Raw genomic sequence first — 22,256 nt, 5'->3', positions numbered from 1 at the left:
GTCAGGACTCCTTGACGGCGATGGTCTCCACCGTGTTCGCCACGTGCTCGAACGCGTCCGCCGCTTCCTCCAGCACATCCACGATCTGCTTGAGCTTGAGCACCTCGATGGCCTCGTACTTGCCGTTGAAGAGGTGCGCGAGGAGCTTGCGGTGGATCTGGTCGGCCTGGTTCTCGAGTCGGTTGACCTCGATCCAGTACTCGGTCAGGTTGTCCATGGTGCGCAGGTTCGGCATGGCCTCGGCGGTCAGCTCCGCCGCCCGGGCCAGTACCTCGATCTGCTGCTCCACACCCTTGGGAAGCTCCTCGATCTGGTACAGCACGACCAGGTCGACGGCCTCCTCCATGAAGTCCATGATGTCGTCGAGGGAGGACGCGAGGTTGTAGATGTCCTCGCGGTCGAACGGCGTGATGAACGAGGAGTTCAGCTGGTGGAAGATCGCGTGCGTGGCGTCGTCACCGGCGTGTTCCGCGGCCCGCATACGCTCTGCGATCTCGGCCCGGGCGGAGGCGTCCGCCCCGAGCAGTTCCATCAGGAGCTTCGAGCCCGTGACGATGTTGTCCGCGGATGCGGCGAACATGTCGTAGAAGCTCGTCTCCCTGGGGGTCAGACGAAAGCGCACGTGTGGTCCTCGGAGTCCTCTTGTTCGGTCAGGCTGATGCTAGGCGCATCATCCGGCCACGGCTAACCGGCCGTCTCCCAGTGTCGCCCATCGGGCAGAGTGGTCGGCACAGGGCCCGGCGCCCGGCACCGGGCAAGGGCTCCATACCCGGTGAAGTTCGATACCATATACCCACCAGGGGTATATGTAACCGGCGAACCAGACGGGTTCGCGGACCGACCAGCAGGAGGACGCGATGACGACCACCGAGGCCGGCGCCACGGCGCCCTCCGGCGATTCACAGGAACTCGTGACCGGCGCCCACGGGATCGTGACCGACCACGACCGCGGGGTGCACGGGTACCACAAGCAGAAGGACGAGCACCTGAAGCGGCTGCGCCGGATCGAGGGCCAGATCCGCGGCCTCCAGCGCATGGTCGACGAGGACGTGTACTGCATCGACATACTCACGCAGGTCTCCGCCTCGACGAAGGCGCTGCAATCCTTCGCGCTCCAGCTCCTCGAGGAGCACCTGCGGCACTGCGTCGCCGACGCGGCCCTCAAGGGCGGCGGCGAGATCGACGCGAAGGTCGAGGAGGCGACGAAGGCGATCGGCAGGCTGCTGCGCACCTGACCCGGCGGAAGCCGTCCGTTCCGCACGCTTCGCCGCGGTTCGATGTAATCCGATGTGATCCGGTGACGGTGGCTGATTCCCGGTGGTCCAGCGGGGCGGGGGCCGGGCCACGCGCTGGGGTGGTGCTCGGGATGGTGCGGGGCGGTCTAGTCGTTCGCGTCCTTGTCGAAGGCGCGCTCTTCGGCCACTTTCAGCACCTCGTCGATGCTCGCAAGGCTGAGCCGGTCCTCGTCGGCGGCCGACGCCGCGATGATCAGGTCTCCGCACAGCTCGATCTCGGCGAGGGCCACGTGGTCCTGAACTGCCGTACCGCCGACCGGAGCCACGTACATCACCTCTTTCCTGCCGTCACCGACTTCCAAGAGTAGGGAGCGGCCTACAGACCGCGCATGGCACCAACGGACCATTTCCGGCCCCGCACGTACCGGCTTCCCCACACCCGGCAGACGGCTAGGACTCGGCGATCTCCCCGTCGTAGAGATCGGCCCCGCCCGGCAGCCGTACGTCGACGGGGACCCCGAAGTCGTACAGCAGCGTCGTGGAGGCGACCGCGACCGTGCTCTCCTGCTGCCCGTTCGCGAGCCGGAACCGGTGTCTGACCTTGCGGATCCGTCCCGCGTCGTCGAGATAGACGTCGAACGGCACCCGCGCGGTGGCGAAGCCCCGGGCCGCCGCCCGCAGCGCCTCCCGGTGGCCCTTCGGCGCGCTCTTCGCGGCGAGGCCCAGATCGGCGGTGCCGCGGTAGTGCCGCACCGGGGTCCCGGCGACCTCGGTGCGGCCGGCGTACACCGCGGTCCGCGCCCCGCCCAGCAGTTCGGCGGCGGCGAACGGGTCGGTGGCGCCGTTCGTCACCAGGTTCCCGTCGGACAGCGTGGCCGTGTCGACGCGGACCCATTTGTCGGCGGGCACCCCGGCGCCCCGGTTCTTCATGAACAGGGCGCCCGGCGCGAGGAGTTCGGTGATGGGCCGGTGCTCGGGCGAACCCGCCGGGTCCTGCGGCAGCGTCACCTTCAGCCGGCCGAGCCGCTCCGCGAAGTCGTAGACACCCTCGCCGCGGACGGTGACCCGGGTACCGCCGGCCGCCATCTCCATGGACGTACGGGTCCTGGAACTGCCGGCGCGCACCAGTTCGGCGGCGCTGTCGTGCAGGGTCTTCAGGGCGTCGTCGCCGGTGGGCGCCGCGTCGGCCGCGGCCCCGCCGCCCGCGCACCCGGTGGCGCAGGCCACGATCCCCACCGCGGTGACGACGGCGGCGACCGCCGGTCCGGTCCGCCTGTGCTCCTGCTCCGTCATCGTCTGCCTACCCCCAGAGCCGGTCCGTCCGTGCGCGGCCTCGTGTGTCCCGACATGCGTCCCGGGAGGTGTCCCAGGACAGATCCCGCGACATGTCCCGAGATGTGCCCCGATTAACGACGAGTAGGTGGCACCGTCACGCGCTCACCGTCCGTTCACCTGGCTCGGTTAGCGTGGCCGTGTGGCGCAGCAGGAAGAGACGACCGCTACCCGGGAACACCGCACGACGACGGTCGAGCAGGGCAGATTCTGTCTGGCCCGCTGCTCCTGCGGCTGGCGCGGACCGGCCCGCCGGGCCCGCAGCCTGGCGCGCACCGACGCCGAGAAGCACGCCGGGGCGCCACCTCTGTAGCCTCCCGCGGCCACCGCGTACGCCCGGAACGCCGTGCGACCCCGCGGACTCCCGTTCGGCACGGGACGGACGGGGCAGGCGGAACCCCACGGGCCCGGTGCCCGTCTCGTTCCACAGGGCGGCGCGGGCACCAGGGCACGGGGCCCGGCGGGAGGCGCACATGCGACGGCGTACGTTCATCGGTTCGGCCACGGTCACGCTCGCGGCGGCGGCCACGGCGGCGTGCAGCGGCGACGGCACCGCCACCGACCCGGCCGGGCGCGGCACCGGCACGCCCACGGCCACCGCGACGAGGACCGGCAAGGGCTCGTCCGGCAGCACCGGCACCCCGGCCGCCGCCGACTGGCCGGGCCTGGCCAAGGACCTGGACGGCGACCTGATACGGCCGGGCGACCGGTCCTGGCCGGACGCCCGGCAGCTCTACAACACCCGCTTCGACTCCCTGAAGCCCGCGGCCGTCGCGTACGTGGCGCACTCCGACGACATACGGACCGCGCTCGCCTACGCCCGCGCCCACGACGTGCCCGTGGCCATCCGCAACGGCGGCCACTCGTACGCCGGCTGGTCCTCGGGCGACGGGCGGCTCGTCGTCGACGTCTCCGCGCTGAAGAGCGTCCGGGCCTCGGGCGGCGAAGCCGTCGTCGGGGCCGGCGCCAAACTGATCGACGTGTACCGGGCGCTGAGCGCGAAGGGCGTGACGATACCGGCGGGCTCGTGCCCCACCGTCGGCGTCTGTGGTCTCACGCTCGGCGGCGGCCACGGTGTCGTCTCCCGCGCCTACGGACTGACCTGCGACAGCCTCACCTCGGCGACACTGCTCACGGCAGAGGGCAAGCAGCTCACCGCGAGCGCCACCGAGAACGAGGACCTCTTCTGGGCGCTGCGCGGCGCGGGCAACGGCAACTTCGGCGTCGTCACCGAGCTGCGCTTCAGGACCCACCCGGCACCACAAGGGGTGACCGCGTCGATGTCCTGGCCGTGGTCCAGGGCCGCCGCCGTGCTGACGGCCTGGCAGGAGTGGGGCCCGGACCAGCCGGACGAGATCTGGTCCACCTGCCACCTGGAGAACTCGCCCGGCTCCACGCCCACCGTCACGGTCTCGGCCGTCTCCCTCGGCACCTACGGCGAACTTCAGAACGCGGTGGACCGGCTGGCCGACCGGATCGGCGCCTCCGCGAGCGAGGTGTCACTGCGCCGGCGCTCGTACGAGGAGTCGATGGAGGTGTACGCGGGCTGTACGGGGTTCGGCGGGGACGCCCAGTGCCATCTGCCCGGTTCGACGCCGGGCCGCAGCGCACGGGGCGCGCTGAACCGGGAGACCTACGCGGCCCGCTCGGACTTCTTCGACCGCTCACTGACGGCGGCCGGGGTACGGACCCTGCTGACGCAGCTGGAAGAGGTCCGGGGCGGACCCGGCAGCATCGCGCTCACCGCGCTGGGCGGCGCGGTCAACCGGGTGTCGCCGACCGCGACGGCCTTCGTGCACCGCCGTTCGCGGATGCTGGCCCAGTACATCGCCTCCTGGGAGGCGGGCACTTCGGGCTCCGCCGCCGGGTCCTGGCTCGCCTCGGCCCACACCGCGATGCGCCGCCACGCCTCGGGGGCCGCCTACCAGAACTACACGGACGCCACGCTCAAGGACTGGCGCCAGGCTTACTACGGGGACGCGGCGAGCCGGCTGACGGAAGTGAAGAAGCGGTACGACCCGGACCGCTTCTTCACGTATCCGCAGGCGCTGTAGGCGCTGTAGGCGCTGTAGGCAGCGGACTGCGGGGGCCGGTACCGGTGGTGGGCTACGCCGTGCAGACCCCGTACCGGTGGTGGGCTACGCCGCCAGGTCCCGGTCGTCCCGCCGCTCGGCCGTGGCCGAACCGGCGATCATCCGGTCCTGCTCCGCCGTCGGCTCCGCACCCCGGGCCCGGACCAGCCATCCCACGCGCGGGGACCGCTCGATCGCCCGGACCAGCGGCGTCAGCAGCGCCATGGCGACCGGCGAGAGCAGCAGGGCGACCGCCGTGCCGAGGGCGAAACCGCCGACGACGTCCGTCGGGTAGTGCACGCCCATGTAGACGCGGCAGAAGCCTTCGAGCAGCGCGAGCCCTATGCCGACGAGCCCGAACTTCCGGTTGGCGACGAAGAGTCCGACGGCCATCGCCATGGTGAGCGTGGCGTGGTCGCTGACGAAGGAGAAGTCGTTCTTGCCGGTGACCAGGACTTCGAGACCGTCGTGGTCCTTGAACGGCCGGGGCCGCTCCACGAAGCCCCTTATCGGCACGTTCACCAGGACGGCGAGGCCCGCCGCGAGCGGCGCCCAGACCAGCGCGGCCACCGAGGGCGCGGCGTTCCGCCCGCCGTCGCGCCGCACGCCCCACCAGCACCACAGCACGAGCAGCACCATTGCGAGGAGCAGCCCGTACTCGCCGACGAACTCCATGCCGCGGTCGAACCAGTGCGGCGCGTCCTTGGCCAGGCCGTTGATGTCGTAGAGCAGGCTGACGTCGGGGTTCGACCCTGATTCGGCGAGTCCAGCCATTGCGCTGCGGCCCCTTCGTCGTCGTCCTCCGCGACCGCACCGTACGTGCGTCGCCCGTCCCGCCCCCGTGGTCGTAGACCCGCGCTCCGCTTCCTGAATGCGCGCTACACCAAAAGGAACGCACAGTCCCCTTCACCACGTTCCACATTCCACGGAACGATCACGCAGACGTTATCGAAGAGAGACTCATCGCCGCAGCTCAGGGGGTGGGTTCTGGACGATTTCAGACGCTGGTGGGCAATGCTTTCGCGCCATCTTCGGTAACTCGGGTCGCCCCGAAGTAATCCGGAGTGTCGATGGGGTCGAAACGGATCACCGCACCGGTCCGCGGAGCGTCGATCATATAGCCGCCGCCGACATAGATGCCCACATGCCTGATGGCCCGCGAGTCGGTGAGGTCGTCGGAGAAGAAGACCAGGTCTCCCGGGAGCAGTTCGTCCCTGCTGGGGTGCGCGCCCGCGTTGTACTGGTCGTTGGCGACACGCGGCAGCGTGACCCCCGCCTTGTCGTACGCGGCCTGCGTCAGCCCGGAGCAGTCGAAGCGTCCGCCCTGCTCAGCGGTGCCGGTGCCGCCCCACAGGTAGGGCGTGCCCAGCTTCTCCTGCGCGTAGGCGATCGCGGTGGCGGCCTGCTCGGAGGGGTCCACCCGGGTGGTGGGAGCGGCGAAGCTCTTCTCCAGGGTGCGGATCGTCTTGACGTAGTTCTGCGTCTCGCTGATCCCCGGTACGCCGTCCGCCTTTATGACGCGGTACGCGCCCGCGTTGTAGGCCGCCAGCATGTTGTCCGTGGTGTCCCCGGGGACGTCCTTGACGTACTTCGCGAGCTCGCAGTCGTACGACGCGGCCGATGGAATCGCGTCATTCGGGTCCCAGATGTCGCGCTTGCCGTCGCCGTTGCCGTCTATGCCGTGGGTGGCCCAGGTGCTGGGGATGAACTGGGCGATGCCGCGCGCGTCGGCGGGGCTGACGACGTCCGGGTCGAAGCCGCTCTCCTGGTAGAGCTGGGCGGCGAGCAGGGCGGGGTTGATCGCGTCGCACAGGTTGCCCCATTTCTGCACGAGTGTCTGGTAGGCGCCCGGCACGGCGCCCTTGGCCAGGCCGACGCTGCCCTTGCCCACGCCGTTCGCCAGGTTCCCGGCCACCATGTACACCCCGACGACGAGCAGCATCACGAAGCTGACGCACAGCCCGACCGCGACACCACTGGCCACCCGTACTTTTCGCACGTCTCAACCCTCCCCCACCGCGCCCGGTTTTACGGGCCATTCCCCAAGGTTCCGTGTCGTGTGCACCACTGCGCCGTGCGTGCTACCGCGCGGCGAAGCCGAGGCAGAAGACGGTCGCGTACTTCTTCGGCCCCTCGGCGTGCAGGAAGAGGACCGTCCAGTCGCCGGGGTCGTTCGCCACGGGGATGGCGTCGCTGTACTTCTTCCCCTTCACGATCTTCTGGAAGTCGTCGGGGTAGGTCAGCTCCACGTACGGGTTGTCCGGGTCGCTCCGGTACTTCTCGTAGAGGTCGACGGGCTTGCTGGTGTACCCCAGGTCGAGGTTCTGCTGGAGCCCTCCCTCGTAGGGCTTGCCGGTGTCCGAGTCGATCTCGTCCGGGGGCTTCACGGCCACCGAGACGAAGTACGACTCATTGGCCTTCGGGGCGGCGTACTTGAAACGGAAGCTGATACGGCCCTTGCCCGAGGTGTACGGGGCGTCCGAGCCGGCGGCCGAGACGGAGGCCTGCAACTCGTCCGCGCTGCGCTCCTCGGCGGGCAGGTTGCACGAGCCCTGCCCGTACGTGGCGTCCTCGTCCGCCGTCCAGTAGTCCCGTGAGGGCGCCGTCGCCTCGATGTACGCGGGCGCCTGCGTCTTGGAGCCGCCGCTCGCGGAGGCCGTGGGCGTGGCCGAGGTGGCGCCGGGCCGCGCCGAGCCCTTCGCCTCGTCGTTCTTGTCGCCGTCGCCGTCGGGCAGGAAGACGAACGCCATCGCCGTGCCGACGCCCAGCGCGAGTCCGGCGGCGGCCGCGATCATCCAGGGGGCGGTACGGCGGCGGCGCGCGGCGGGGGCGGCGGCGGGCTGCGACACCTGGGTGGGCGTGTACCCGTGGGCGGGCCCGTAACCGGCTGGTTGACCGGGTCCGTAACCGGGTCCGTAACCGGGTCCGTAGCCGGGGCCGTAACCGTGCGGGGTCCCGGCCGTCGGGAAGTCGTGCGGGCCGGGGGGCGGGCTGGTCGGGGCCGGCGGCGTCGGGGCGGGGCGCTGGGCGGGCGGGGTCTGCGGTACCGCCTCGCCCAGGGCCGCGAGCGACCCGTAGAACGTGTCCTCGACGAGCGCCGAGCGCACCCCGCAGCGTGTGATGACCTCGGCGAGGCCGGGCCGCGCCGCCGGGTCCTTGGCCACGCACGCCTCGGCCAGGGCCGCCAACTGCGGCTCCGCACCGGCGAGATCGATCGGTTCGTGGACGGCGCGGTAGCTCACCCCGGCGGGCTCGCCCGCACCGAACGGGGGCCGCCCCGTCGCCGCGTAGGCCAGCGTCGCGCCGAGCGCGAAGACGTCGGCGGCCGGGCCGACCTCGTTGCGCAGCAGCACCTCGGGAGCGGTGAAGCCGGGGGTGCCCGGGGAGAATCCCGCCTCGGTGAGCGCGGTCTGTCCGGCGCCGCGCGCGATGCCGAAGTCGATGAGCTGCGGTCCCTGGGCGGCGAGGATCACGTTCTGCGGTTTGAGGTCCCGGTGCGTGACGCCGTGCCCGTGCACCGCCGCGAGCCCCTCGGCGAGCGAGGCGAACAGGGCGCGGCAGGTCTCCGGGGGCAGCGGCCCCCGCTCGGCGACGGCCTGACTGAGCGTCGGCCCGGAGACGTACTCGGTGGCGAGCCAGTAAGGGGCGCTGTCCAGCGATGCGTCGATGAGGTTGGCCGTGTACGCGCTGCGCACCGTGCGGGCCGTCTCGACCTCGCGGCGGAACCGCGCCAGCGCCTCGGGATGGTCCGTGATCTCGTCACGGATGACCTTGATCGCCACGAGCCGGCCGCCGGGCGAGCGGCCGAGGTACACCTGCCCCATACCGCCGGCCCCGAGCCGGGCGAGCAGCGTGTACGCGCCTATCAGCGCCGGATCGCGATCTCTGAGTGCCTCCACGGAAGTGACCTTGCCATACGGCGTAGTTCGGCGAAATGGCGGATTGACGGAACGGGGGAACGCCGGACGGCAATGGCGATAGGGTGCCGCACCGCCTATGAACCACCCCCCGGACGTCATCCGTGAGAGGACACCGCACATGGCGACACCGCCCCAGCAGCCGTACCCCGCACAGGGCGCCCCGAGCGCACAGGGCAACCCCTATGCCGCGCAGGGCGGTTACGGCAACCCTCAGGCCGCGCAGGGCGATTACGTGCCGAACGGTCCGGCGTACGGGCAGAACCCGTACGGGCAGAATCCTCATGGGCAGAATCCTTATGGGCAGCAGGCTCCCGACCCGGCCACCGTCTGCCGGATATGCGCCGCCCAGCCCGCGCGCAAGATGACCATCCGCCAGCACACCGGCCTGTTCATCGCGATGGAGTTCGCCAAGTCCAAGGGCCCGCTGTGCCGCTCGTGCGCGACCGGACTGCACCGGCAGATGACGGCGAAGACGATGGCCGGGGGCTGGTGGAGCCCCTTGTCCCTGTTCGTGTTCACGCCGCTCACGCTGCTGTGGAACCTGTACGTGCGTGTGCGGATCAGCAGGCTGCCGCAGCCGACACCGTCCCCGGTCGGTGTCGTCATGGAGCAGGGCAAGCCGATCTTCCACCGCCCGCTCTCGTACGTGGGTGTGGTGATGTCGCTCGGCCTGATCAGCCTCCTCGTGCTGCCGAGGCTGGGCGGCTGACGGCCGGGGCGGCGGGCAGAGACCGGCTCAGCTCCGGCGACCGGCTCAGCTCCGGTGGGCGGCTCAGCTCCGGTGGGCGGTGGCGCGGGCGCAGGCCGTGAGGCGGTCGGCGAGGGCGAGGACGAGATCGCGCAGTTCGTCGGGGCGCTCGATGACGAAGGGCCGGTCGAGGGCGGCGAGCGTCCGGGGCAGCCAGTCGAGCCGCTCGGCGCGCAGCTCCACGCGCAGCCAGCGCTCGGCTGAAGGGTTTCTGTCTGTCGCAGGCTCGGGATCGGAATCGGAATCGGGCTCGGGTTGCTCCAGGCTCGCGACGGTTGCGACGCTCGCGGGCAGGTGGGCGCGGATCTGTTCCACGGTCCCGTGGACGCGCAGGGTCACCTCGTACCGGTACTCGGCGGTGGCGAAGCCCGACAGCACGCGCTCCACCGGACCGGGCCCCGGGGGCTCCTCGAACGGCCCCGCCCCCGGCAGGGCCCTGACGTCCGCGACGCGGTCGAGCCGGAAGGTGCGGTCCTCGTCGAGGTCGGCGTCCCTGCCGGTGACGTACCAGCGGCCCGCGTGGGCGACGATCCCGTACGGGTGGAACGTGCGCTCGGTGCGCCGCCCCGCACGGTCGCCGTATCTGATCCGGACGGGCCGGCGGTGGCGCACCGCGTCGGCGAGGGCCAGGAGCACACCGGCGTCCGGGGGCTCGGACCCGTCGGGCCGGCCGGACCGGTCCGTGAAGTCGAGGGACTCCAGGAGCGTGCCGAGCCGGTGGGCGACGTGCGGGGGCAGCACCCGCCGGATCTTGGCCGCGGCGGTCTCGCCCGCCGTGTCCTGCGCCGTCGTCAGCCCCGCCCGGCGCCCTGCGACCAGGCCGAGCAGCACGGCCAGCGCCTCGTCGTCGCTGAACATGAGCGGGGGCAGCCGGTAACCGGGGGAGAGCCGGTAGCCGCCGTAGCGGCCGCGCAGCGTCTCCACGGGTACGTCCAGGTCGACGAGCTGGTCCACGTAGCGCCGCACGGTGCGGCCGTCGACGCCGAGCCGGTCGGCGAGCTCGGCCACCGTCCGGGTGCCGCCCGACAGCAACAGCTCCAGGAGGGCCAGGACGCGACCGGTGGGACGGGACATGTCGTGAGCCTAACGGCGATACCGGACGAGTTCTGTCCACATTCTTTCCTAGCCTGCGGAGGCGCCCGCGAGGGCGAAAGGGAGCACATCGCTCCGGACAAGGGAGCACACGGCTCCGGAAACCAGCAGGGAGATACCCATGGACTTCGTCTCGATCCGCGTCATCACCGGCGACATCGCGCGCCTGGTCGCCTTCTACGAGCGGGCCACCGGGATACGGGCGGCGTGGGCGACCGAGGACTTCGCCGAGATCGGCACCGCGCACGGCACCCTGGCGATCGGCAGCGCCCGTACGGTCCCGCTGTTCGCGCCGGGCTCGGCTCGTCCCGCGGAGAACCACAGCGTGATCATCGAGTTCCTCGTGGACGACGTGGACCAGGTGCACCGGAACCTGACCGGCTTCGTCACCGACTTCGTCAACGAGCCCACCACGATGCCCTGGGGCAACCGGGCGCTGCTGTTCCGCGACCCCGACGGCAACCTCGTCAACTTCTTCACCCCGGTCACGCCGGCGGCCATCGCGAAGTTCGCCGCGCGCTAGGCCGCGCCGCCCGCCCTCCGGTAGAGCGCCGCCGCCTCCGCCCCCAGGACGACGCTGTACGAGACGTCGGCGGTGCTGCCGCCCTCCTCGTGGCCGCCGATCAGCCCGACGAGCCGCCCGTCCCCGTTGATCCAGGGGCTGCCACTGGTCCCGCCGGGGAAGCCGGGGCATTCGATGCGTTGCTGGGTGGTGCGGCTGTGGGTGGTACGGCTGTGGGCGGCGGCCGTCGGCTTGTTCGTGCAGGTGATCGGCGCGTCCGCCTTCTTCGGGTACCCGGTGACCGTCACGGCCGTCGATCCGGTCGCCCTGCCGGTGACGAAGGCGTTGCCGCCGACGACGTCCTCGACGCCGGCGCCGGCCAGACGCCCGACGGCGGCGAAGGCCAGGTCGCTGTCCTCGTCCCGGGTGCCGGACCAGGTGTCGGACACGTACGTCTGCCCGACCTCCCAGACCCCGTACGGCGCCCGCCCGTCCCGGTATCCCGGAACGAAGAAGAGCGCGCCGCCGCCGTCCAGGCAGTGCGCGGCGGTCAGTATCAGGTCCCGCCCCGCACTGTGCACGACCGACGCCGTGCAGAAGTGATCACTGTCGAGGTCGGCGCTGTGGAAGAGGGCCCCGACCCGAGCGCTGCGGGCGTCGTCGTCGGCCTCGACGGTCACCCCGAGCGGCCCGTCGCCGTCGTCGGCCGCCGCCACGGAGGAGGTCACGGCAGCGAGCATCAGCACCACGGCGGACACCGTATGCCGCCGGGTACCGGAGGGGCGGGTGGTGCGCTTCATCACCCCTCACTCTGCCCTAGTGCGCCCGGAATGTCTCCGGAAGCCCATGAACAAGGGGTTTCACTGCCGTGGAAGGTTTCCCTGGCACTCCGCCCACAGCAGTTTCCCGCCCCGCTCACGCCCGGCGTCCCCCAGTACGTAGGAGCCCCAGGCGTCGGCGCAGGCCCGTACGAGGTGCAGTCCGCGCCCGCGCTCGGCGGTCGCGCCGCTGTCCACAGGCTGTGGGTACGAGCCCCCGAACGCGACGGGGACGACAGGGTCGGAGTCCCACACCGCGACGCGCAGCCGACCCGGCTCGGCACAGCGGATACGGAGGGCGTACGGGCCCTGCGTGTGCAGGTAGGCGTTGGTGAGCAGTTCGGAGGCGAGCAGCTCGGCGGTGGGCGCGAACGCGGCGAGTTCGTGCGCCGCCAGCACGGTACGGAGGGTCGACCGGGCGACGCCCGGCGCGCGTGGATCACGCGGGAGTTGGAGGGTGTAGGCCCAGGGCGGGGATACGGTGGCCATGGAAGTCTCCGATCACGGTGCGAAGTTGGACGGTTCGTTCACGTGACCCGGTGACCTCAGCCGCTCCGTCGAGCGGGGTGCTTCCGGGTAAGGCGCCTACGACGAAGGTAGCGCGAAGCAGTAAGTTCTTAGACCGAGATACGCAAAGCACTTAGGTGTTCATGCGTGTGAGTGACACAGCGGGGCCGAAGGGGAACGACGTTGGCCATGAGAGGCACGCCCACCGGGCGTCAACTCAGGTTGGGGGCCGAGCTTCGCAGACTGCGCGAGCGGGCGGGCCTGACCTCGACACAGGCCGCGCAGCTCCTCGGCATCAAGCAGAACCAGGTCAGCAACATGGAGGCCGGTCGCCACGGCGTGAGCCCCGACCGCCTGCGCACCATCGCCTGCCACTACGAATGCTCGGACAAGGCCCTCATCAAGGCTCTCGCGGGCATGACACCCGACCGCAAGCGGGGCTGGTGGGAGGAGTATCGCGGTCTCCTGCCCGGCAGGCTGGTCGACCTGGCCGAGATGGAGCACCACGCCGCCCGCCTCCGCGCGGGAGTCACCGCCCACATCCCGGGGCTGCTCCAGATCCATGACCACGCCCGTGAGGTCATCCGGCAGGTCGTGCCCGAGCTCTCGCCTCCCGACGTCGAGCACCGGCTGTCGTTCCGCATCAAGCGCCAGGCCGTCCTCTTCGGAGACCATCCGACGCCGTACCTGGCGATCATTCACGAGGCTGCTCTCCGCATGCAGTTCGGCGGTCCCGAGGTCACCAAACGCCAACTCCGGCACATCCTCGAGATGACCGAGCGCGCCCACATCACGATCCAGGCCATCCCCTTTGCCGCCGGCGCCTACCCCGGCTCCGGCCAGTCGATCCTGTACGCCCACGGGCCCGTCCCGCAGTTGGACACAGTGCACCTCGACCAGTCCCACGGCTCCGCGCTCATCGACGCCGAGGCGCAGCTCGACAAGTACCGCGTGCTCCTGGGGCGCATGGCGGACATGGCCCTCACACCTGAGAAATCGCGCGATCTGATCAACACCATCCTCCAGGACCTGTGAAAGGAACCGACATGCCCACCACCGCCTGGCAGAAGTCTTCCTACTGCGGCGAGGGAGAGGCCTGCGTGCACGTCGCCACCGCCCCGGGAACCGGGACCATCCGCCTCACGGAGAGCGCCGACCCCCGCCGGGTCATACTCAGCGCCGCGCCCGCGGCATTCCGCACCCTCATCCACACCCTCAAGGAGACCCCTGACCATGGCTGACGTGCCCTCGGATCTCGAATGGGTCCGGGCCGCACCGGACGACGCGACGGGCCCCGGTCCCTGGATCGAGCTGGCCTTCGGCCCGGACGACCTCGTATACCTCCGCGAGACCAGCGATCCCGCCACCGTCGTGACCACCACTCAGAAGAAGTGGGACGCCTTCGTGCTGGGCGTGCAGGCGGGAGAATTCGACCACTTCGTGGAGGGGCTGGAGGAGACTCCCTAGCCACCGGCTGGGCCACCGGTCAGGCACCCGCGACCGCCACCCCCGTGTTCCGGATCCGGCGCTACCCTTCAACCGGCGGCTGCCGTCCAGCACAGAACGGGCCGAAACCGCCGACGCCAGGCGCGTACCGTCAGGACGCACATGGCGTAAGAGGGGTTAACGACGGAACCACACCACAGGTTCCGGTTCGACTTCATTGCCCGGCGTGACCTGCCGTGATACACAGAGTGATCATGAGTGCTCCGGCATGCCGCCACACGCCCCCGTGAGGCCCCCGCGAGGGCCTGTGACAAGAGATACGTACGAAATTCGCCAATCAATGACGCCAAGTCGACATCCGACTGCGCCTTTGTCGGCGAGAATGAGCTGACCTCTGCGCGCAGTGGCAGGGGCGGGAGAGAACAACCCACAAGGGGCGGTGACTTACATGCTTTTCGCGGCCGACAAGGGCGACATCAACACCATCATCGGCGGGATCGCTCCGGACTGGGGCCCGTTCGGCAGCCTGGGCAACGAGGCGAAGGTGATGATCGAGGTCGTGATGGCGGTCGCCATCCTGCTCTGCCTCGGCATCGCGATCTGGGGTGCGGCCAAGCAGCGCATCGGTGCGACGGCCCTGCGGGACACCTTCAGTGCGGAACAGGGCAAGGGCCTGATCATCGCGGGCCTGACCGGAGTCTTCATCATCGGCTCACTGGGCACGCTCTTCACCATCGTCTACGGCATGGCTGTCTAGGCCCTGCCGGGCCGCCCGGCCTGGCGCACCATCAGTCCCGGCCGGGCCCGCCCGGTTCCCTCCGACCCATCCGTCCGTCGCGCCCACCGGCTGAGGTTGCGTTTCCCTGATGTCGAGTCACCACACCGCGCCCGCGCGGCTCCCAGCACGGCTACCGTCGTACTGCTACGCGTTGCGGTACGCGGCATTTCGGTACACGGCATTTCGGTACGAGGTCGAGGGGGCGTGCGCGGTATGAGTCTCGGTGACGATCACGGGTATGGCGAGACCTCGCGCGGTGACGGCGGCGGATACGGCGGTGCGGGGCAGACCCGGACGCGGCTGCCCGACCGGACCGGCGACGTCTACGGCGGCGCCCGCCGCGGCCGCTCCTCCTCCCGGAGCCTGGTCACCGTCGTCGGCGTCATCGTGCTGCTCATCGCCGCCATCGCCTTCGCCAACCGCGGGGGCGATTCCTCTTCGGACAACGCCGACAACGACAAGGCGGACAGCAACCCGACGTCGGCTACGGGGGAGCAGCCGGTGAAGACGAGCAACGGCGGCATCCCGTCGGGCTTCGCCCACGACCAGCAGGGGGCGCAGTCGGCGGCGGCGAATTACGCGGTTTCGCTGGGGTCCGAGGGCATGTTCAACACCGACGAACGGCACGTGATCGTGCAGACCGTCGCCGACCCCAGCTCCGTGAACCGGCTCCAGTCCGGGTTCGACGCCGACTACTCGGCCGACTTCCTCAAGAACATCGGACTCAAAGAGGACGGCAGAGCGCCCTCCGGCAGCACTTTCGTCAGCCGGACGCTGCCGGTCGGCACCAAGATCACGTCGTCCGCCGCCGATACGGCGACCGTGGAGGTCTGGTGCAACGGACTGTTCGGTCTTACGGGCGACGGTTCGACCAGCCCCGTGACCGGTAGCTGGTTCACCTTGACCTTGAAACTCAACTGGAGCGGTGGCGACTGGAAGGTCCTGGAGACCAGCCAGAAAACCGGCCCGACTCCGGTCACCGGAGACAACCCCGTCTCCGGAGCCGACGAGATCGGCAAGGCGGTCGAGGAGTTCGGAGGGTTCACGTATGCCCGGTAGCCAGCACCGTGCACTCAAGCTCACCGGCATCGTCGCGGCGGCGCAGGCGGCTGCGCTACTGCTCGCGACCCGTGCCGTCGCCGATCCGTCACCCTCCCCGAGCGACGACCCCTGTTCTCTGATCGCCGGCCCGGCCAAGAAGTACTGCAAAGAAGGTGACAGCTCCGGCGGCGGAACCGGCGGAGGCGGGTCCAACAGTCTCACCTCCACCCTCGACCCCCTCTCCTCCCTCGCGCAGGGCTGCGCCGACGCCGCGTCCTGGACCGTGAACAAGCTCAGCGAGGCCGTGCAGGAGACGGCCAACGTCGACTTCACGAACGGGAAGTTCCTCCAGCAGTACGCCGTGGTCTTCGCCGCGTCGACGATCCTGACGCTGCTGCTGTGGCTGCTCGCCGTGGCCAAGCGCGCGGTGCGAGGCGTCCCCTTCACCACCGCCCTGTCGGAGGCCGTCGGTTTCCTCTGGCTGACGGTGCTGGCGTCCGCGTTCACCCCGCTGATCCTGTACACGGTCGTGTCCGCCACGGACGGCGTCAGCGACGTACTGGCGAAGACGACGGGCGACCAGACGGACGCGTTCTTCGGGACGTTCGCCGGCGCCCTGGACAAGGGCAACGACATCGGCGGCGGCCCGATCATGCTGATCCTGGTGTCGCTGGTGTCCATCCTCGCGGCCGGTGTCCTCTACCTGGAGCTGTATCTGAGAGCCATCCTGCTCTACGTCGGCGCCCTCCTCGGCGTCGTCGTCTACGCGGGCCTGGTCGACAAGAACCTGTGGGGCCACGTCCGCCGCTGGGCGGGCGTGATGATCGCCGTCATCCTGGTGAAGCCGGTGATCGTCATCGTGCTCGGCCTGGCCGGCGCGCTGGCCAGCGACGACGGCCCCGACTCGCTGGCCGCCATCGTCTCGGGCCTCGCCATCGTCCTGCTGGCCATCTTCGCGAGCGCGATGATCTACCGCTTCGTACCGGGCTTCGGCGACGAGATCGCCAACTCCCGCAACAACCGCATCATGCAGGGCGCCGAAGGCAAGGCCGCCGCCGTCATCAGCTCCCCCGCGACCCTCGTCGCCCAGGGCATCAAGACCCACAGCGCCCGCGCGGACAGCAACAGCGGGGGCGGCCGCGGCCAGGCCCCCCAGCAGTCCCGCCCCGCGAACCCCGCGTCCGGAGGCGTAGCCGCGCACAGCTCGCGAGGCTCCGGTGGCGGCGGAAATGTCCCCTCCGCCGCTCCCGCACCGCGCAGCAGTCCGATCGACACCCCCCACGCCGGCAACACCCGCAACAGCAGCACCAATCGCACGGGAGGTGAAGGGCGTTGACGACCGAGTCCCACGTGTCCCATCCGGTCACGCCCCGCCGTACATATCTGATCGGCCGCGCCCGGCCGAACGCGATCGTCGGCCGGAACCGCGAGTCCGGCGAGATCGCGCTGATCATCGCGGGCGCGTTCCTGGGCATGATGTGCGGGCTCCTCGTCCCTGTCCTCTCCCTCCGCATCGTGCTGCTCACGGGCTTCCCGATGCTGGCCCTCGCCGCGGTCTACGTGCCGTACAAGCGGCGGACGTTCTACAAGTGGTTCGAAATCAACCGCAGCTACAAGCGGAGCCTGCGCCAGGGCACCGCCTACCGCTCCGCGACCATGGAGGCCGGCACCCGGATCGACGGCCGTGAGGTCGAGGTCGGACCACCGCCGGGCATCGGCCGGATCAGCTGGCTCGCCGCCCCCTTCGGCCCGGACGAGATCGCCGTACTGCTGCACGCCGACCGGCGCACGGTCACGGCCGCCATCGAGATCGAGGGCCCCGGCGTCGGCCTGCGCGACAGCGAGGACCAGGAAGCCCTGGTCGACCGCTTCGGCACCCTGCTGAAGCACGTCGCCAACGGCGACGGCTTCGTCACCCGGATCCAGATGCTCGCCCGCACCCTGCCCGCCGACCCGGACGCGCACGCCAAGGACGTCGCCGTGCGCGGCGACGAGCGGGCACCCGGCTGGCTGCAGCAGTCGTACAACCAGCTCCAGTCCATGGTGTCCACCAGCAGCGAGCAGCACCGCGCCTACCTCGTCGCCTGCATGCACTACTCGCGCGAACTGGCCGCCGAGGCACAGGCGATGGCCCGCGCCGCCCGGCCGCAGGGCGGCCGGAAACTCGACCGCGACGCCGGACTCGCCGTCGTCATGGCCCGCGAGCTGACGGACATCTGCTCCCGGCTCCAGGAAGCCGACATCCGTGTACGGCAACCGCTCGGACAAGGCCGTCTCGCCTCCCTCGTGCACTCCATGTACGACCCGGACCACCCCATCGACCACATCCAGGCGATGACCAAGCGCAACGCCTGGCCGGCCGAGCTCGACGCGATGGAGCCGACGTACCTCCAGGCGAAGACCCGCGAGTCCTCCACCCGCGCCCCCTGGTGCCACGCCACGGCCTGGGTGAAGGAGTGGCCGATGACTCCGGTCGGCGTCAACTTCCTCGCCCCGCTGCTCGTGCACACCCCGGACGTCATCCGCACCGTCGCCGTCACCATGGACCTCGAACCCACCGAGATCGCCATCGAGCGCATGCTGACGGAGAAGACGAACGACGAGGCCGAGGCCAGCCGGGCCGCCAAGATGAACCGCACCGTCGACCCGCGCGACATCGCCTCCCACAACCGGCTCGACCAGCGCGGCGAGGACCTCGCCAGCGGCGCCGCCGGTGTCAATCTCGTCGGCTACATCACCGTCTCCTCCCGCTCCCCCGAAGCACTCGCCCGCGACAAGCGGACCATCCGCGCATCGGCCGGAAAGTCGTACCTGAAACTGGAGTGGTGCGATCGTGAGCACCATCGCGCCTTCGTGAACACACTGCCGTTCGCCACCGGAATCCGCAGGTAGGGGCTGATGTTCTGATGCGGGATCCGCTGTCCGTCCTCACCGACGCCTTCACCTCCTTCCTCTTCGGCAAGGTCGAGACGACCCGCCTCCCGGTACGCACCTCGACAGGCCAGGCCCAGGCCGTCTACCTGCCGACCGCCGCCCCCGGCCTCGGCGACTCCGGCGTGATCATCGGCCGCGAGGTCTACTCCGGCAAGGGCTACATCTACGACCCCTTCCAGCTGTACGGGCAGCAGCTCCCGGCCCCGCACTGGCTCGTCCTCGGCGAGTCAGGCAACGGCAAGTCGGCGCTGGAGAAGACGTACGTACTGCGGCAGCTCCGCTTCCGGGACCGCCAGGTCGTCGTGCTCGACGCGCAGGGCGAGGACGGAGTCGGCGAATGGAACCTCATCGCCGAAGAGCTGGGCATAACTCCCATCCGGCTCGACCCGACAGCCGCTCTGGACATGGGCATCCGACTCAACCCCCTCGATCCGTCGATCACCACGACCGGACAGCTCGCCCTGCTCCGGACGATCATCGAGGTCGCGATGGGCCACGGTCTCGACGAGCGCTCCGGCTTCGCGCTGAAGGTCGCGCACGCTTACGTAAATGAATCGATCCTCGACCGCCAACCGGTTCTCACCGACATCGTCGAACAGTTGCGCCACCCCGAACCCGAGTCGGCCGAGGCGATGAACGTCGCCCTGGACGACGTACGGGCCTGGGGCCTCGACGTGGCCCTCGTCCTGGACCGGCTGGTCGACGGTGACCTGCGCGGTATGTTCGACGGCCCGACCACGGTCGGCATCGACCTGGACGCCCCGCTCATCGTCTTCGACCTGTCCCACATCGACCGGAACTCCATCGCGATGCCCATCCTCATGGCCATCGTGGGCGTGTGGCTGGAGCACACCTGGATCCGGCCCGACCGGAAGAAGCGCATCTTCCTGGTCGAAGAGGCGTGGCACATCATCAACAGCCCCTTCGTCGCCCAGCTCTTCCAGCGCCTGCTGAAGTTCGGCCGGCGGCTCGGTCTGTCGTTCGTGGCGGTGGTGCACCACCTCAGCGACGTGGTCGACGGAGCCGCCGCGAAGGAGGCGGCGGCGATCCTGAAGATGGCCTCGACCCGCACCATCTACGCCCAGAAAGCGGACGAGGCGCGCTCGACCGGCCGCGTCCTGGGCCTGCCCCGCTGGGCGGTCGAGATCATCCCGACGCTGACCCCGGGCATCGCGGTCTGGGACGTGAACGGCAACGTCCAGGTGGTCAAGCATCTGATCACGGAGACCGAACGGCCCCTCGTCTTCACCGACCGCGCGATGACCGAGTCCTCCGCCGACCACCTCGGCGACGACGCGCTGCTCGCCGCGGAGCTCGAGGCCGAGGAACGGGCCGCCGCCTTCGTGGAACAGCACCTGGGCGACTTCGGCGACTCCTCCGAGTCCACGGTGGCGTGAGATGAAACGGGACGACCACGGCCACGGCCGCGATCACCGGCACGACGGTCAGGGCGGCATCCCCGACGGCCTGCTCATCGGGGTCCTGGCCTTCCTGCTCGGCATGACCCTGCTGGTGTGGACGGCGACGGGCCTGGCTGGCTGGTTCTCCCACGGCGCCTGGCCCGACCGCGTCACCCTCAGCCACACCCCGCTGGCCATGCGCCACCTGATCGGCCAGCCGCACGACGTACCGGGCGCCTGGCCGGACACCCCGGACTCCCAGCTCTCCGGCTACGGCCTCTTCTGGGGCCTGTTCATCGGCCAGCTGATGGTCCTGCTAGTCCTCACCGTCTTCGTCCTGGGGACATTCGCCCGCTGGCGGGCGGGCCGCTCCAGGCGGAAGGCGGAACGCCTGGCCAACGACATCGGGGCACCTGCCCCGGCTGCGGGTACGGTCACGGATCCGGTGCCGGGTCCGGTCGCGGGTCCGAACACAGGCCGGGCTGCGGCGCCTGAGGCCCGTCCGGTGGAGAGCACGGAGGCATACGGGCTCACGGGCGGACCAGAGGCGTACGGGCCGACGTCGGGCGCGGTACAGGCCGGGAGCGCGCCCCAGCCCACCGCCGCGCCGACACCAGCACCAGCACCGGTACCGACAGCCACCGCGGCCGCCACTCCCCCTACCTCAACTCCCGCTACCGTCGCAGCCCCTGCTGCCGCAGCCCCTTCCGCTGTGCCCGCTGCCGTACCTGCCGCCGTCCCCGCCCCCCGCGGCCCCGTAGTCCTGGGCCCCGTAGGCACCCGTCGGCCGGTCGCGGTCCAGGCGGTGCGGGACGCGGAGGGCCCGGCCCTGGTCATCACCTCGGACCCGGCGGTCTGGTCGGAGACCAAGGACGCCCGCGCAAAACTCGGCCCCGTCCTGCTCTACGACCCCTCGCATCTGTGCGACACCCCGGCCCGCCTCCACTGGTCCCCCGCGGCCGGCTGCGAGGACAAGCCGACGGCCGCGGCCAGGGCGGCGGCGCTACTCGCCCCGGTCCGCCCCACCGCGAAGATCGACCAGGCGATGGCGGACGTCGCCGAAACACTCCTGCGCAGCTATCTGCACGCCGCCGCCGTGGACGGCAGGGCCTTCCGCCATGTCCACCGCTGGGCCCAGGGCACCCAGATCCAAGACGCGGTACGGGCCCTGCGGACGAACCCGAAGGCGGCGTCCGGCGCCGCCGGCGAGCTGGAGGCAGCGCTCACCTCCCACCCCGAACGACGTGACATCGCCCAGGAACTGACGGCCCGCGCACTGTCCGCGCTGTTCACCGTCAACGTCCGCGAATCTTGCACTCCAAACCGAACAGATGCGCTCACCTTGGATTCCTTCGTCAACGAAGGGGGCACGCTTTACGTGGTAGGTGAAGCCATCGAGGATCCCAAGGCGAACCCGGGAGCTATGCCACTCCTCACGGCCCTCGCCTCAAGCGTGGTCGAGCGCGGCCGGCGCATGGCCGAACGGTCATCCTCCGGTCGCCTCGACCCACCATTCACCCTCGTCCTGGACGACGTCGCGGCGGTCGCCCCGCTCCCCCAGCTCCCCGAGCTCCTGACCAACGGAGCCGACCGGGGCCTGCCGACCCTCGCCCTCCTCCGCTCCCGCGAACAGGGCCGCTCCCGCTGGCCGCAGTACGACCTCCCGGTCCAGCCGTAGCCTGGCGTTACGTCCAACGCTGCCGGGCCTCCGAGGATGTGGGAGGCTGCCGGGTCAAAGCATTCCGGACGGCCGCTCGATCACCAGTTCCAGCTCCCGGTCATCCGAATTCCCGGGCACCGCCGCCGTCCCTCCCGACGGCACGAACCCCGCCTTACGGTAGGCGGCCTCCGCTCGCGGATTGCGTTCGTGCACATACAGGCGCACGCGCTCGAGCCCGCGCTCCCAAGACCACTCCAGGGCCGCATCGAGCAGCGCTCCGATCAGTCCGCTCCCCCGCTGCCCGACCCGTACGAACACGCCCACCACGTGCGCCTGGTCCCGCTCGACGACGCCACCGAAGGGCTCCTGCGCCCCGGCCTTCTCGACCAGTACGGTCACCGATCCCGCCCATACGCCGTCCGGGCCCTCGGCGACGAACTGCTGGCGCTCCGTCTGCCCCTCCGCGGCCCCGTCCGTCCGCTCCTGCCAATACGCGTCGGAGCGGCCCACCGCGTCCTCGTACGTCTCCAGGAAGGCGAGCGGGGCGGCGGGGTCCTGGAGCGCGGTGAGCCGAAGCTCCTTGACCGCTGCCCACTCCCCGGTACGTATCGGGCGGATCACATGGTTCATGCCCGTCACCGTAGTACCTGGGCGCTACACCCTCATCTCAATAAGACAGGAAGTACCCTGAAATGCAGAAAGCCCCCGCACCGGTCAACCCGGGCGGGGGCTTTCTGTCTTTACTAATTTTAGTTCGGCGGCGTCCTACTC

At 70.4% G+C, this 22,256-nt stretch carries 24 protein-coding genes; 14 read left to right on the top strand and 10 right to left on the bottom strand.

Features of this window, described 5'->3' with window-relative positions:
- Position 1: 1 nt before the first annotated feature.
- Complete coding sequence (locus tag ACFV6E_RS10040; RefSeq protein ID WP_385172311.1) at positions 2-622, bottom strand: DUF47 domain-containing protein; 621 nt, start codon at positions 620-622, stop codon at positions 2-4.
- A 235-nt stretch (positions 623-857) separates the two neighbouring features.
- On the opposite strand from ACFV6E_RS10040, the gene ACFV6E_RS10035 reads away from it, so the two are divergent.
- Positions 858-1,235, top strand: coding sequence for a metal-sensitive transcriptional regulator (locus ACFV6E_RS10035; RefSeq protein ID WP_385172313.1), 378 nt, complete (start codon positions 858-860; stop codon positions 1,233-1,235).
- A gap of 146 nt (positions 1,236-1,381) precedes the next feature.
- Here the strand turns inward: ACFV6E_RS10035 and ACFV6E_RS10030 are convergent, their stop codons facing one another.
- Both ACFV6E_RS10030 and ACFV6E_RS10025 read right to left on the bottom strand, forming a co-directional pair.
- Positions 1,382-1,567: a hypothetical protein gene (locus ACFV6E_RS10030; RefSeq protein ID WP_385172316.1), complete on the bottom strand. Its 186-nt coding sequence runs from the start codon at positions 1,565-1,567 to the stop codon at positions 1,382-1,384.
- 118 nt (positions 1,568-1,685) lie between these two features.
- Complete coding sequence (locus ACFV6E_RS10025) at positions 1,686-2,528, bottom strand: hypothetical protein (protein WP_385172319.1); 843 nt, start codon at positions 2,526-2,528, stop codon at positions 1,686-1,688.
- A gap of 181 nt (positions 2,529-2,709) precedes the next feature.
- On the opposite strand from ACFV6E_RS10025, the gene ACFV6E_RS10020 reads away from it, so the two are divergent.
- Together ACFV6E_RS10020 and ACFV6E_RS10015 are read left to right on the top strand one after the other, a co-directional pair.
- Positions 2,710-2,880, top strand: coding sequence for a hypothetical protein (locus tag ACFV6E_RS10020; RefSeq protein ID WP_385172322.1), 171 nt, complete (start codon positions 2,710-2,712; stop codon positions 2,878-2,880).
- A 160-nt stretch (positions 2,881-3,040) separates the two neighbouring features.
- Positions 3,041-4,621: an FAD-binding oxidoreductase gene (locus ACFV6E_RS10015; RefSeq protein ID WP_385460361.1), complete on the top strand. Its 1,581-nt coding sequence runs from the start codon at positions 3,041-3,043 to the stop codon at positions 4,619-4,621.
- Between the two features lie 84 nt (positions 4,622-4,705).
- On the opposite strand, the gene ACFV6E_RS10010 is transcribed toward ACFV6E_RS10015, so the two are convergent.
- The 3 genes from ACFV6E_RS10010 to ACFV6E_RS10000 all read right to left on the bottom strand — a co-directional run bounded on the left by ACFV6E_RS10010 (position 4,706) and on the right by ACFV6E_RS10000 (position 8,538).
- Positions 4,706-5,413, bottom strand: a complete 708-nt coding sequence (locus ACFV6E_RS10010) for a phosphatase PAP2 family protein (protein WP_385460358.1) — start codon at positions 5,411-5,413, stop codon at positions 4,706-4,708.
- Positions 5,414-5,636: 223 nt separating this feature from the next.
- Positions 5,637-6,581: an NlpC/P60 family protein gene (locus tag ACFV6E_RS10005; RefSeq protein ID WP_385172367.1), complete on the bottom strand. Its 945-nt coding sequence runs from the start codon at positions 6,579-6,581 to the stop codon at positions 5,637-5,639.
- Positions 6,582-6,720: 139 nt separating this feature from the next.
- Positions 6,721-8,538, bottom strand: coding sequence for a serine/threonine-protein kinase (locus ACFV6E_RS10000; protein WP_385460355.1), 1,818 nt, complete (start codon positions 8,536-8,538; stop codon positions 6,721-6,723).
- 139 nt (positions 8,539-8,677) lie between these two features.
- Between ACFV6E_RS10000 and ACFV6E_RS09995 the strand changes: the two genes are divergently transcribed.
- On the top strand, positions 8,678-9,268 hold the full coding sequence (locus tag ACFV6E_RS09995; RefSeq protein ID WP_385460353.1) for a hypothetical protein: 591 nt from the start codon (positions 8,678-8,680) through the stop codon (positions 9,266-9,268).
- Between the two features lie 63 nt (positions 9,269-9,331).
- Here the strand turns inward: ACFV6E_RS09995 and ACFV6E_RS09990 are convergent, their stop codons facing one another.
- Positions 9,332-10,381 carry a helix-turn-helix transcriptional regulator gene (locus tag ACFV6E_RS09990; protein ID WP_385460350.1) on the bottom strand — a complete coding sequence of 350 codons (1,050 nt, stop codon included), beginning with the start codon at positions 10,379-10,381 and terminating at the stop codon, positions 9,332-9,334.
- Positions 10,382-10,520: 139 nt separating this feature from the next.
- Between ACFV6E_RS09990 and ACFV6E_RS09985 the strand changes: the two genes are divergently transcribed.
- Positions 10,521-10,922 carry a VOC family protein gene (locus ACFV6E_RS09985; RefSeq protein WP_385172337.1) on the top strand — a complete coding sequence of 134 codons (402 nt, stop codon included), beginning with the start codon at positions 10,521-10,523 and terminating at the stop codon, positions 10,920-10,922.
- Here the strand turns inward: ACFV6E_RS09985 and ACFV6E_RS09980 are convergent.
- Positions 10,919-11,701, bottom strand: a complete 783-nt coding sequence (locus ACFV6E_RS09980) for a trypsin-like serine peptidase (protein WP_385172339.1) — start codon at positions 11,699-11,701, stop codon at positions 10,919-10,921. The two genes, ACFV6E_RS09985 and ACFV6E_RS09980, sit on opposite strands and share 4 nt — an antisense overlap.
- Before the next feature lie 60 nt (positions 11,702-11,761).
- Positions 11,762-12,208: an ATP-binding protein gene (locus tag ACFV6E_RS09975; protein WP_385172341.1), complete on the bottom strand. Its 447-nt coding sequence runs from the start codon at positions 12,206-12,208 to the stop codon at positions 11,762-11,764.
- Positions 12,209-12,415: 207 nt separating this feature from the next.
- Between ACFV6E_RS09975 and ACFV6E_RS09970 the strand changes: the two genes are divergently transcribed.
- The 9 genes from ACFV6E_RS09970 to ACFV6E_RS09930 all read left to right on the top strand — a co-directional run bounded on the left by ACFV6E_RS09970 (position 12,416) and on the right by ACFV6E_RS09930 (position 21,503).
- Positions 12,416-13,261: a helix-turn-helix domain-containing protein gene (locus ACFV6E_RS09970; RefSeq protein WP_385460347.1), complete on the top strand. Its 846-nt coding sequence runs from the start codon at positions 12,416-12,418 to the stop codon at positions 13,259-13,261.
- An 11-nt stretch (positions 13,262-13,272) separates the two neighbouring features.
- Positions 13,273-13,467 (top strand): DUF397 domain-containing protein, encoded by a 195-nt coding sequence (locus ACFV6E_RS09965; RefSeq protein ID WP_385460345.1) that lies wholly within the window; start codon positions 13,273-13,275, stop codon positions 13,465-13,467.
- Positions 13,460-13,693: a DUF397 domain-containing protein gene (locus ACFV6E_RS09960; RefSeq protein WP_385172349.1), complete on the top strand. Its 234-nt coding sequence runs from the start codon at positions 13,460-13,462 to the stop codon at positions 13,691-13,693. The genes ACFV6E_RS09965 and ACFV6E_RS09960 overlap by 8 nt, the downstream gene beginning before the upstream one ends.
- Positions 13,694-14,120: 427 nt before the next feature.
- Positions 14,121-14,429 carry a hypothetical protein gene (locus tag ACFV6E_RS09955; protein ID WP_003991275.1) on the top strand — a complete coding sequence of 103 codons (309 nt, stop codon included), beginning with the start codon at positions 14,121-14,123 and terminating at the stop codon, positions 14,427-14,429.
- A gap of 234 nt (positions 14,430-14,663) precedes the next feature.
- Positions 14,664-15,509: a hypothetical protein gene (locus ACFV6E_RS09950; protein WP_385460342.1), complete on the top strand. Its 846-nt coding sequence runs from the start codon at positions 14,664-14,666 to the stop codon at positions 15,507-15,509.
- Positions 15,499-16,827 (top strand): hypothetical protein, encoded by a 1,329-nt coding sequence (locus ACFV6E_RS09945; RefSeq protein WP_385460340.1) that lies wholly within the window; start codon positions 15,499-15,501, stop codon positions 16,825-16,827. The genes ACFV6E_RS09950 and ACFV6E_RS09945 overlap by 11 nt, the downstream gene beginning before the upstream one ends.
- Entirely contained in the window at positions 16,824-18,383 is a 1,560-nt protein-coding gene (locus tag ACFV6E_RS09940; RefSeq protein WP_385172356.1) for an SCO6880 family protein, read from the top strand. The genes ACFV6E_RS09945 and ACFV6E_RS09940 overlap by 4 nt, the downstream gene beginning before the upstream one ends.
- A 14-nt stretch (positions 18,384-18,397) precedes the next feature.
- Complete coding sequence (locus ACFV6E_RS09935; RefSeq protein ID WP_385172358.1) at positions 18,398-19,822, top strand: ATP-binding protein; 1,425 nt, start codon at positions 18,398-18,400, stop codon at positions 19,820-19,822.
- 1 nt (position 19,823) lies between these two features.
- Positions 19,824-21,503: a type IV secretory system conjugative DNA transfer family protein gene (locus ACFV6E_RS09930; protein ID WP_385460337.1), complete on the top strand. Its 1,680-nt coding sequence runs from the start codon at positions 19,824-19,826 to the stop codon at positions 21,501-21,503.
- Positions 21,504-21,557: 54 nt separating this feature from the next.
- Here the strand turns inward: ACFV6E_RS09930 and ACFV6E_RS09925 are convergent, their stop codons facing one another.
- Positions 21,558-22,115, bottom strand: a complete 558-nt coding sequence (locus tag ACFV6E_RS09925) for a GNAT family N-acetyltransferase (RefSeq protein ID WP_385172364.1) — start codon at positions 22,113-22,115, stop codon at positions 21,558-21,560.
- Positions 22,116-22,256: the final 141 nt, after the last annotated feature.

The organism is Streptomyces sp. NPDC059785, from assembly GCF_042732375.1.
Classification (GTDB): domain Bacteria; phylum Actinomycetota; class Actinomycetes; order Streptomycetales; family Streptomycetaceae; genus Streptomyces.
The sequence above is the reverse complement of the archived record's forward strand: the minus strand, read 5'-3'. Positions and strand labels throughout refer to the sequence as shown.

Excerpts from the sequence above, each read along its gene's own strand:
- ACFV6E_RS10005 (WP_385172367.1), bottom strand. The coding sequence starts at position 6,581 with ATGCTGCTCGTCGTCGGGGTGTACATGGTGGCCGGGAACCTGGCGAAC.
- ACFV6E_RS10035 (WP_385172313.1), top strand. The coding sequence starts at position 858 with ATGACGACCACCGAGGCCGGCGCCACGGCGCCCTCCGGCGATTCACAG.
- ACFV6E_RS10030 (WP_385172316.1), bottom strand. The coding sequence starts at position 1,567 with ATGTACGTGGCTCCGGTCGGCGGTACGGCAGTTCAGGACCACGTGGCC.
- ACFV6E_RS09965 (WP_385460345.1), top strand. The coding sequence starts at position 13,273 with ATGCCCACCACCGCCTGGCAGAAGTCTTCCTACTGCGGCGAGGGAGAG.
- ACFV6E_RS09925 (WP_385172364.1), bottom strand. The coding sequence starts at position 22,115 with ATGAACCATGTGATCCGCCCGATACGTACCGGGGAGTGGGCAGCGGTC.
- ACFV6E_RS09945 (WP_385460340.1), top strand. The coding sequence starts at position 15,499 with ATGCCCGGTAGCCAGCACCGTGCACTCAAGCTCACCGGCATCGTCGCG.
- ACFV6E_RS09995 (WP_385460353.1), top strand. The coding sequence starts at position 8,678 with ATGGCGACACCGCCCCAGCAGCCGTACCCCGCACAGGGCGCCCCGAGC.
- ACFV6E_RS10025 (WP_385172319.1), bottom strand. The coding sequence starts at position 2,528 with ATGACGGAGCAGGAGCACAGGCGGACCGGACCGGCGGTCGCCGCCGTC.
- ACFV6E_RS09970 (WP_385460347.1), top strand. The coding sequence starts at position 12,416 with ATGAGAGGCACGCCCACCGGGCGTCAACTCAGGTTGGGGGCCGAGCTT.
- ACFV6E_RS09975 (WP_385172341.1), bottom strand. The coding sequence starts at position 12,208 with ATGGCCACCGTATCCCCGCCCTGGGCCTACACCCTCCAACTCCCGCGT.
- ACFV6E_RS10015 (WP_385460361.1), top strand. The coding sequence starts at position 3,041 with ATGCGACGGCGTACGTTCATCGGTTCGGCCACGGTCACGCTCGCGGCG.
- ACFV6E_RS09990 (WP_385460350.1), bottom strand. The coding sequence starts at position 10,381 with ATGTCCCGTCCCACCGGTCGCGTCCTGGCCCTCCTGGAGCTGTTGCTG.
- ACFV6E_RS10010 (WP_385460358.1), bottom strand. The coding sequence starts at position 5,413 with ATGGCTGGACTCGCCGAATCAGGGTCGAACCCCGACGTCAGCCTGCTC.
- ACFV6E_RS09985 (WP_385172337.1), top strand. The coding sequence starts at position 10,521 with ATGGACTTCGTCTCGATCCGCGTCATCACCGGCGACATCGCGCGCCTG.
- ACFV6E_RS09955 (WP_003991275.1), top strand. The coding sequence starts at position 14,121 with ATGCTTTTCGCGGCCGACAAGGGCGACATCAACACCATCATCGGCGGG.
- ACFV6E_RS09935 (WP_385172358.1), top strand. The coding sequence starts at position 18,398 with ATGCGGGATCCGCTGTCCGTCCTCACCGACGCCTTCACCTCCTTCCTC.
- ACFV6E_RS09950 (WP_385460342.1), top strand. The coding sequence starts at position 14,664 with ATGAGTCTCGGTGACGATCACGGGTATGGCGAGACCTCGCGCGGTGAC.
- ACFV6E_RS09980 (WP_385172339.1), bottom strand. The coding sequence starts at position 11,701 with ATGAAGCGCACCACCCGCCCCTCCGGTACCCGGCGGCATACGGTGTCC.
- ACFV6E_RS09930 (WP_385460337.1), top strand. The coding sequence starts at position 19,824 with ATGAAACGGGACGACCACGGCCACGGCCGCGATCACCGGCACGACGGT.
- ACFV6E_RS09960 (WP_385172349.1), top strand. The coding sequence starts at position 13,460 with ATGGCTGACGTGCCCTCGGATCTCGAATGGGTCCGGGCCGCACCGGAC.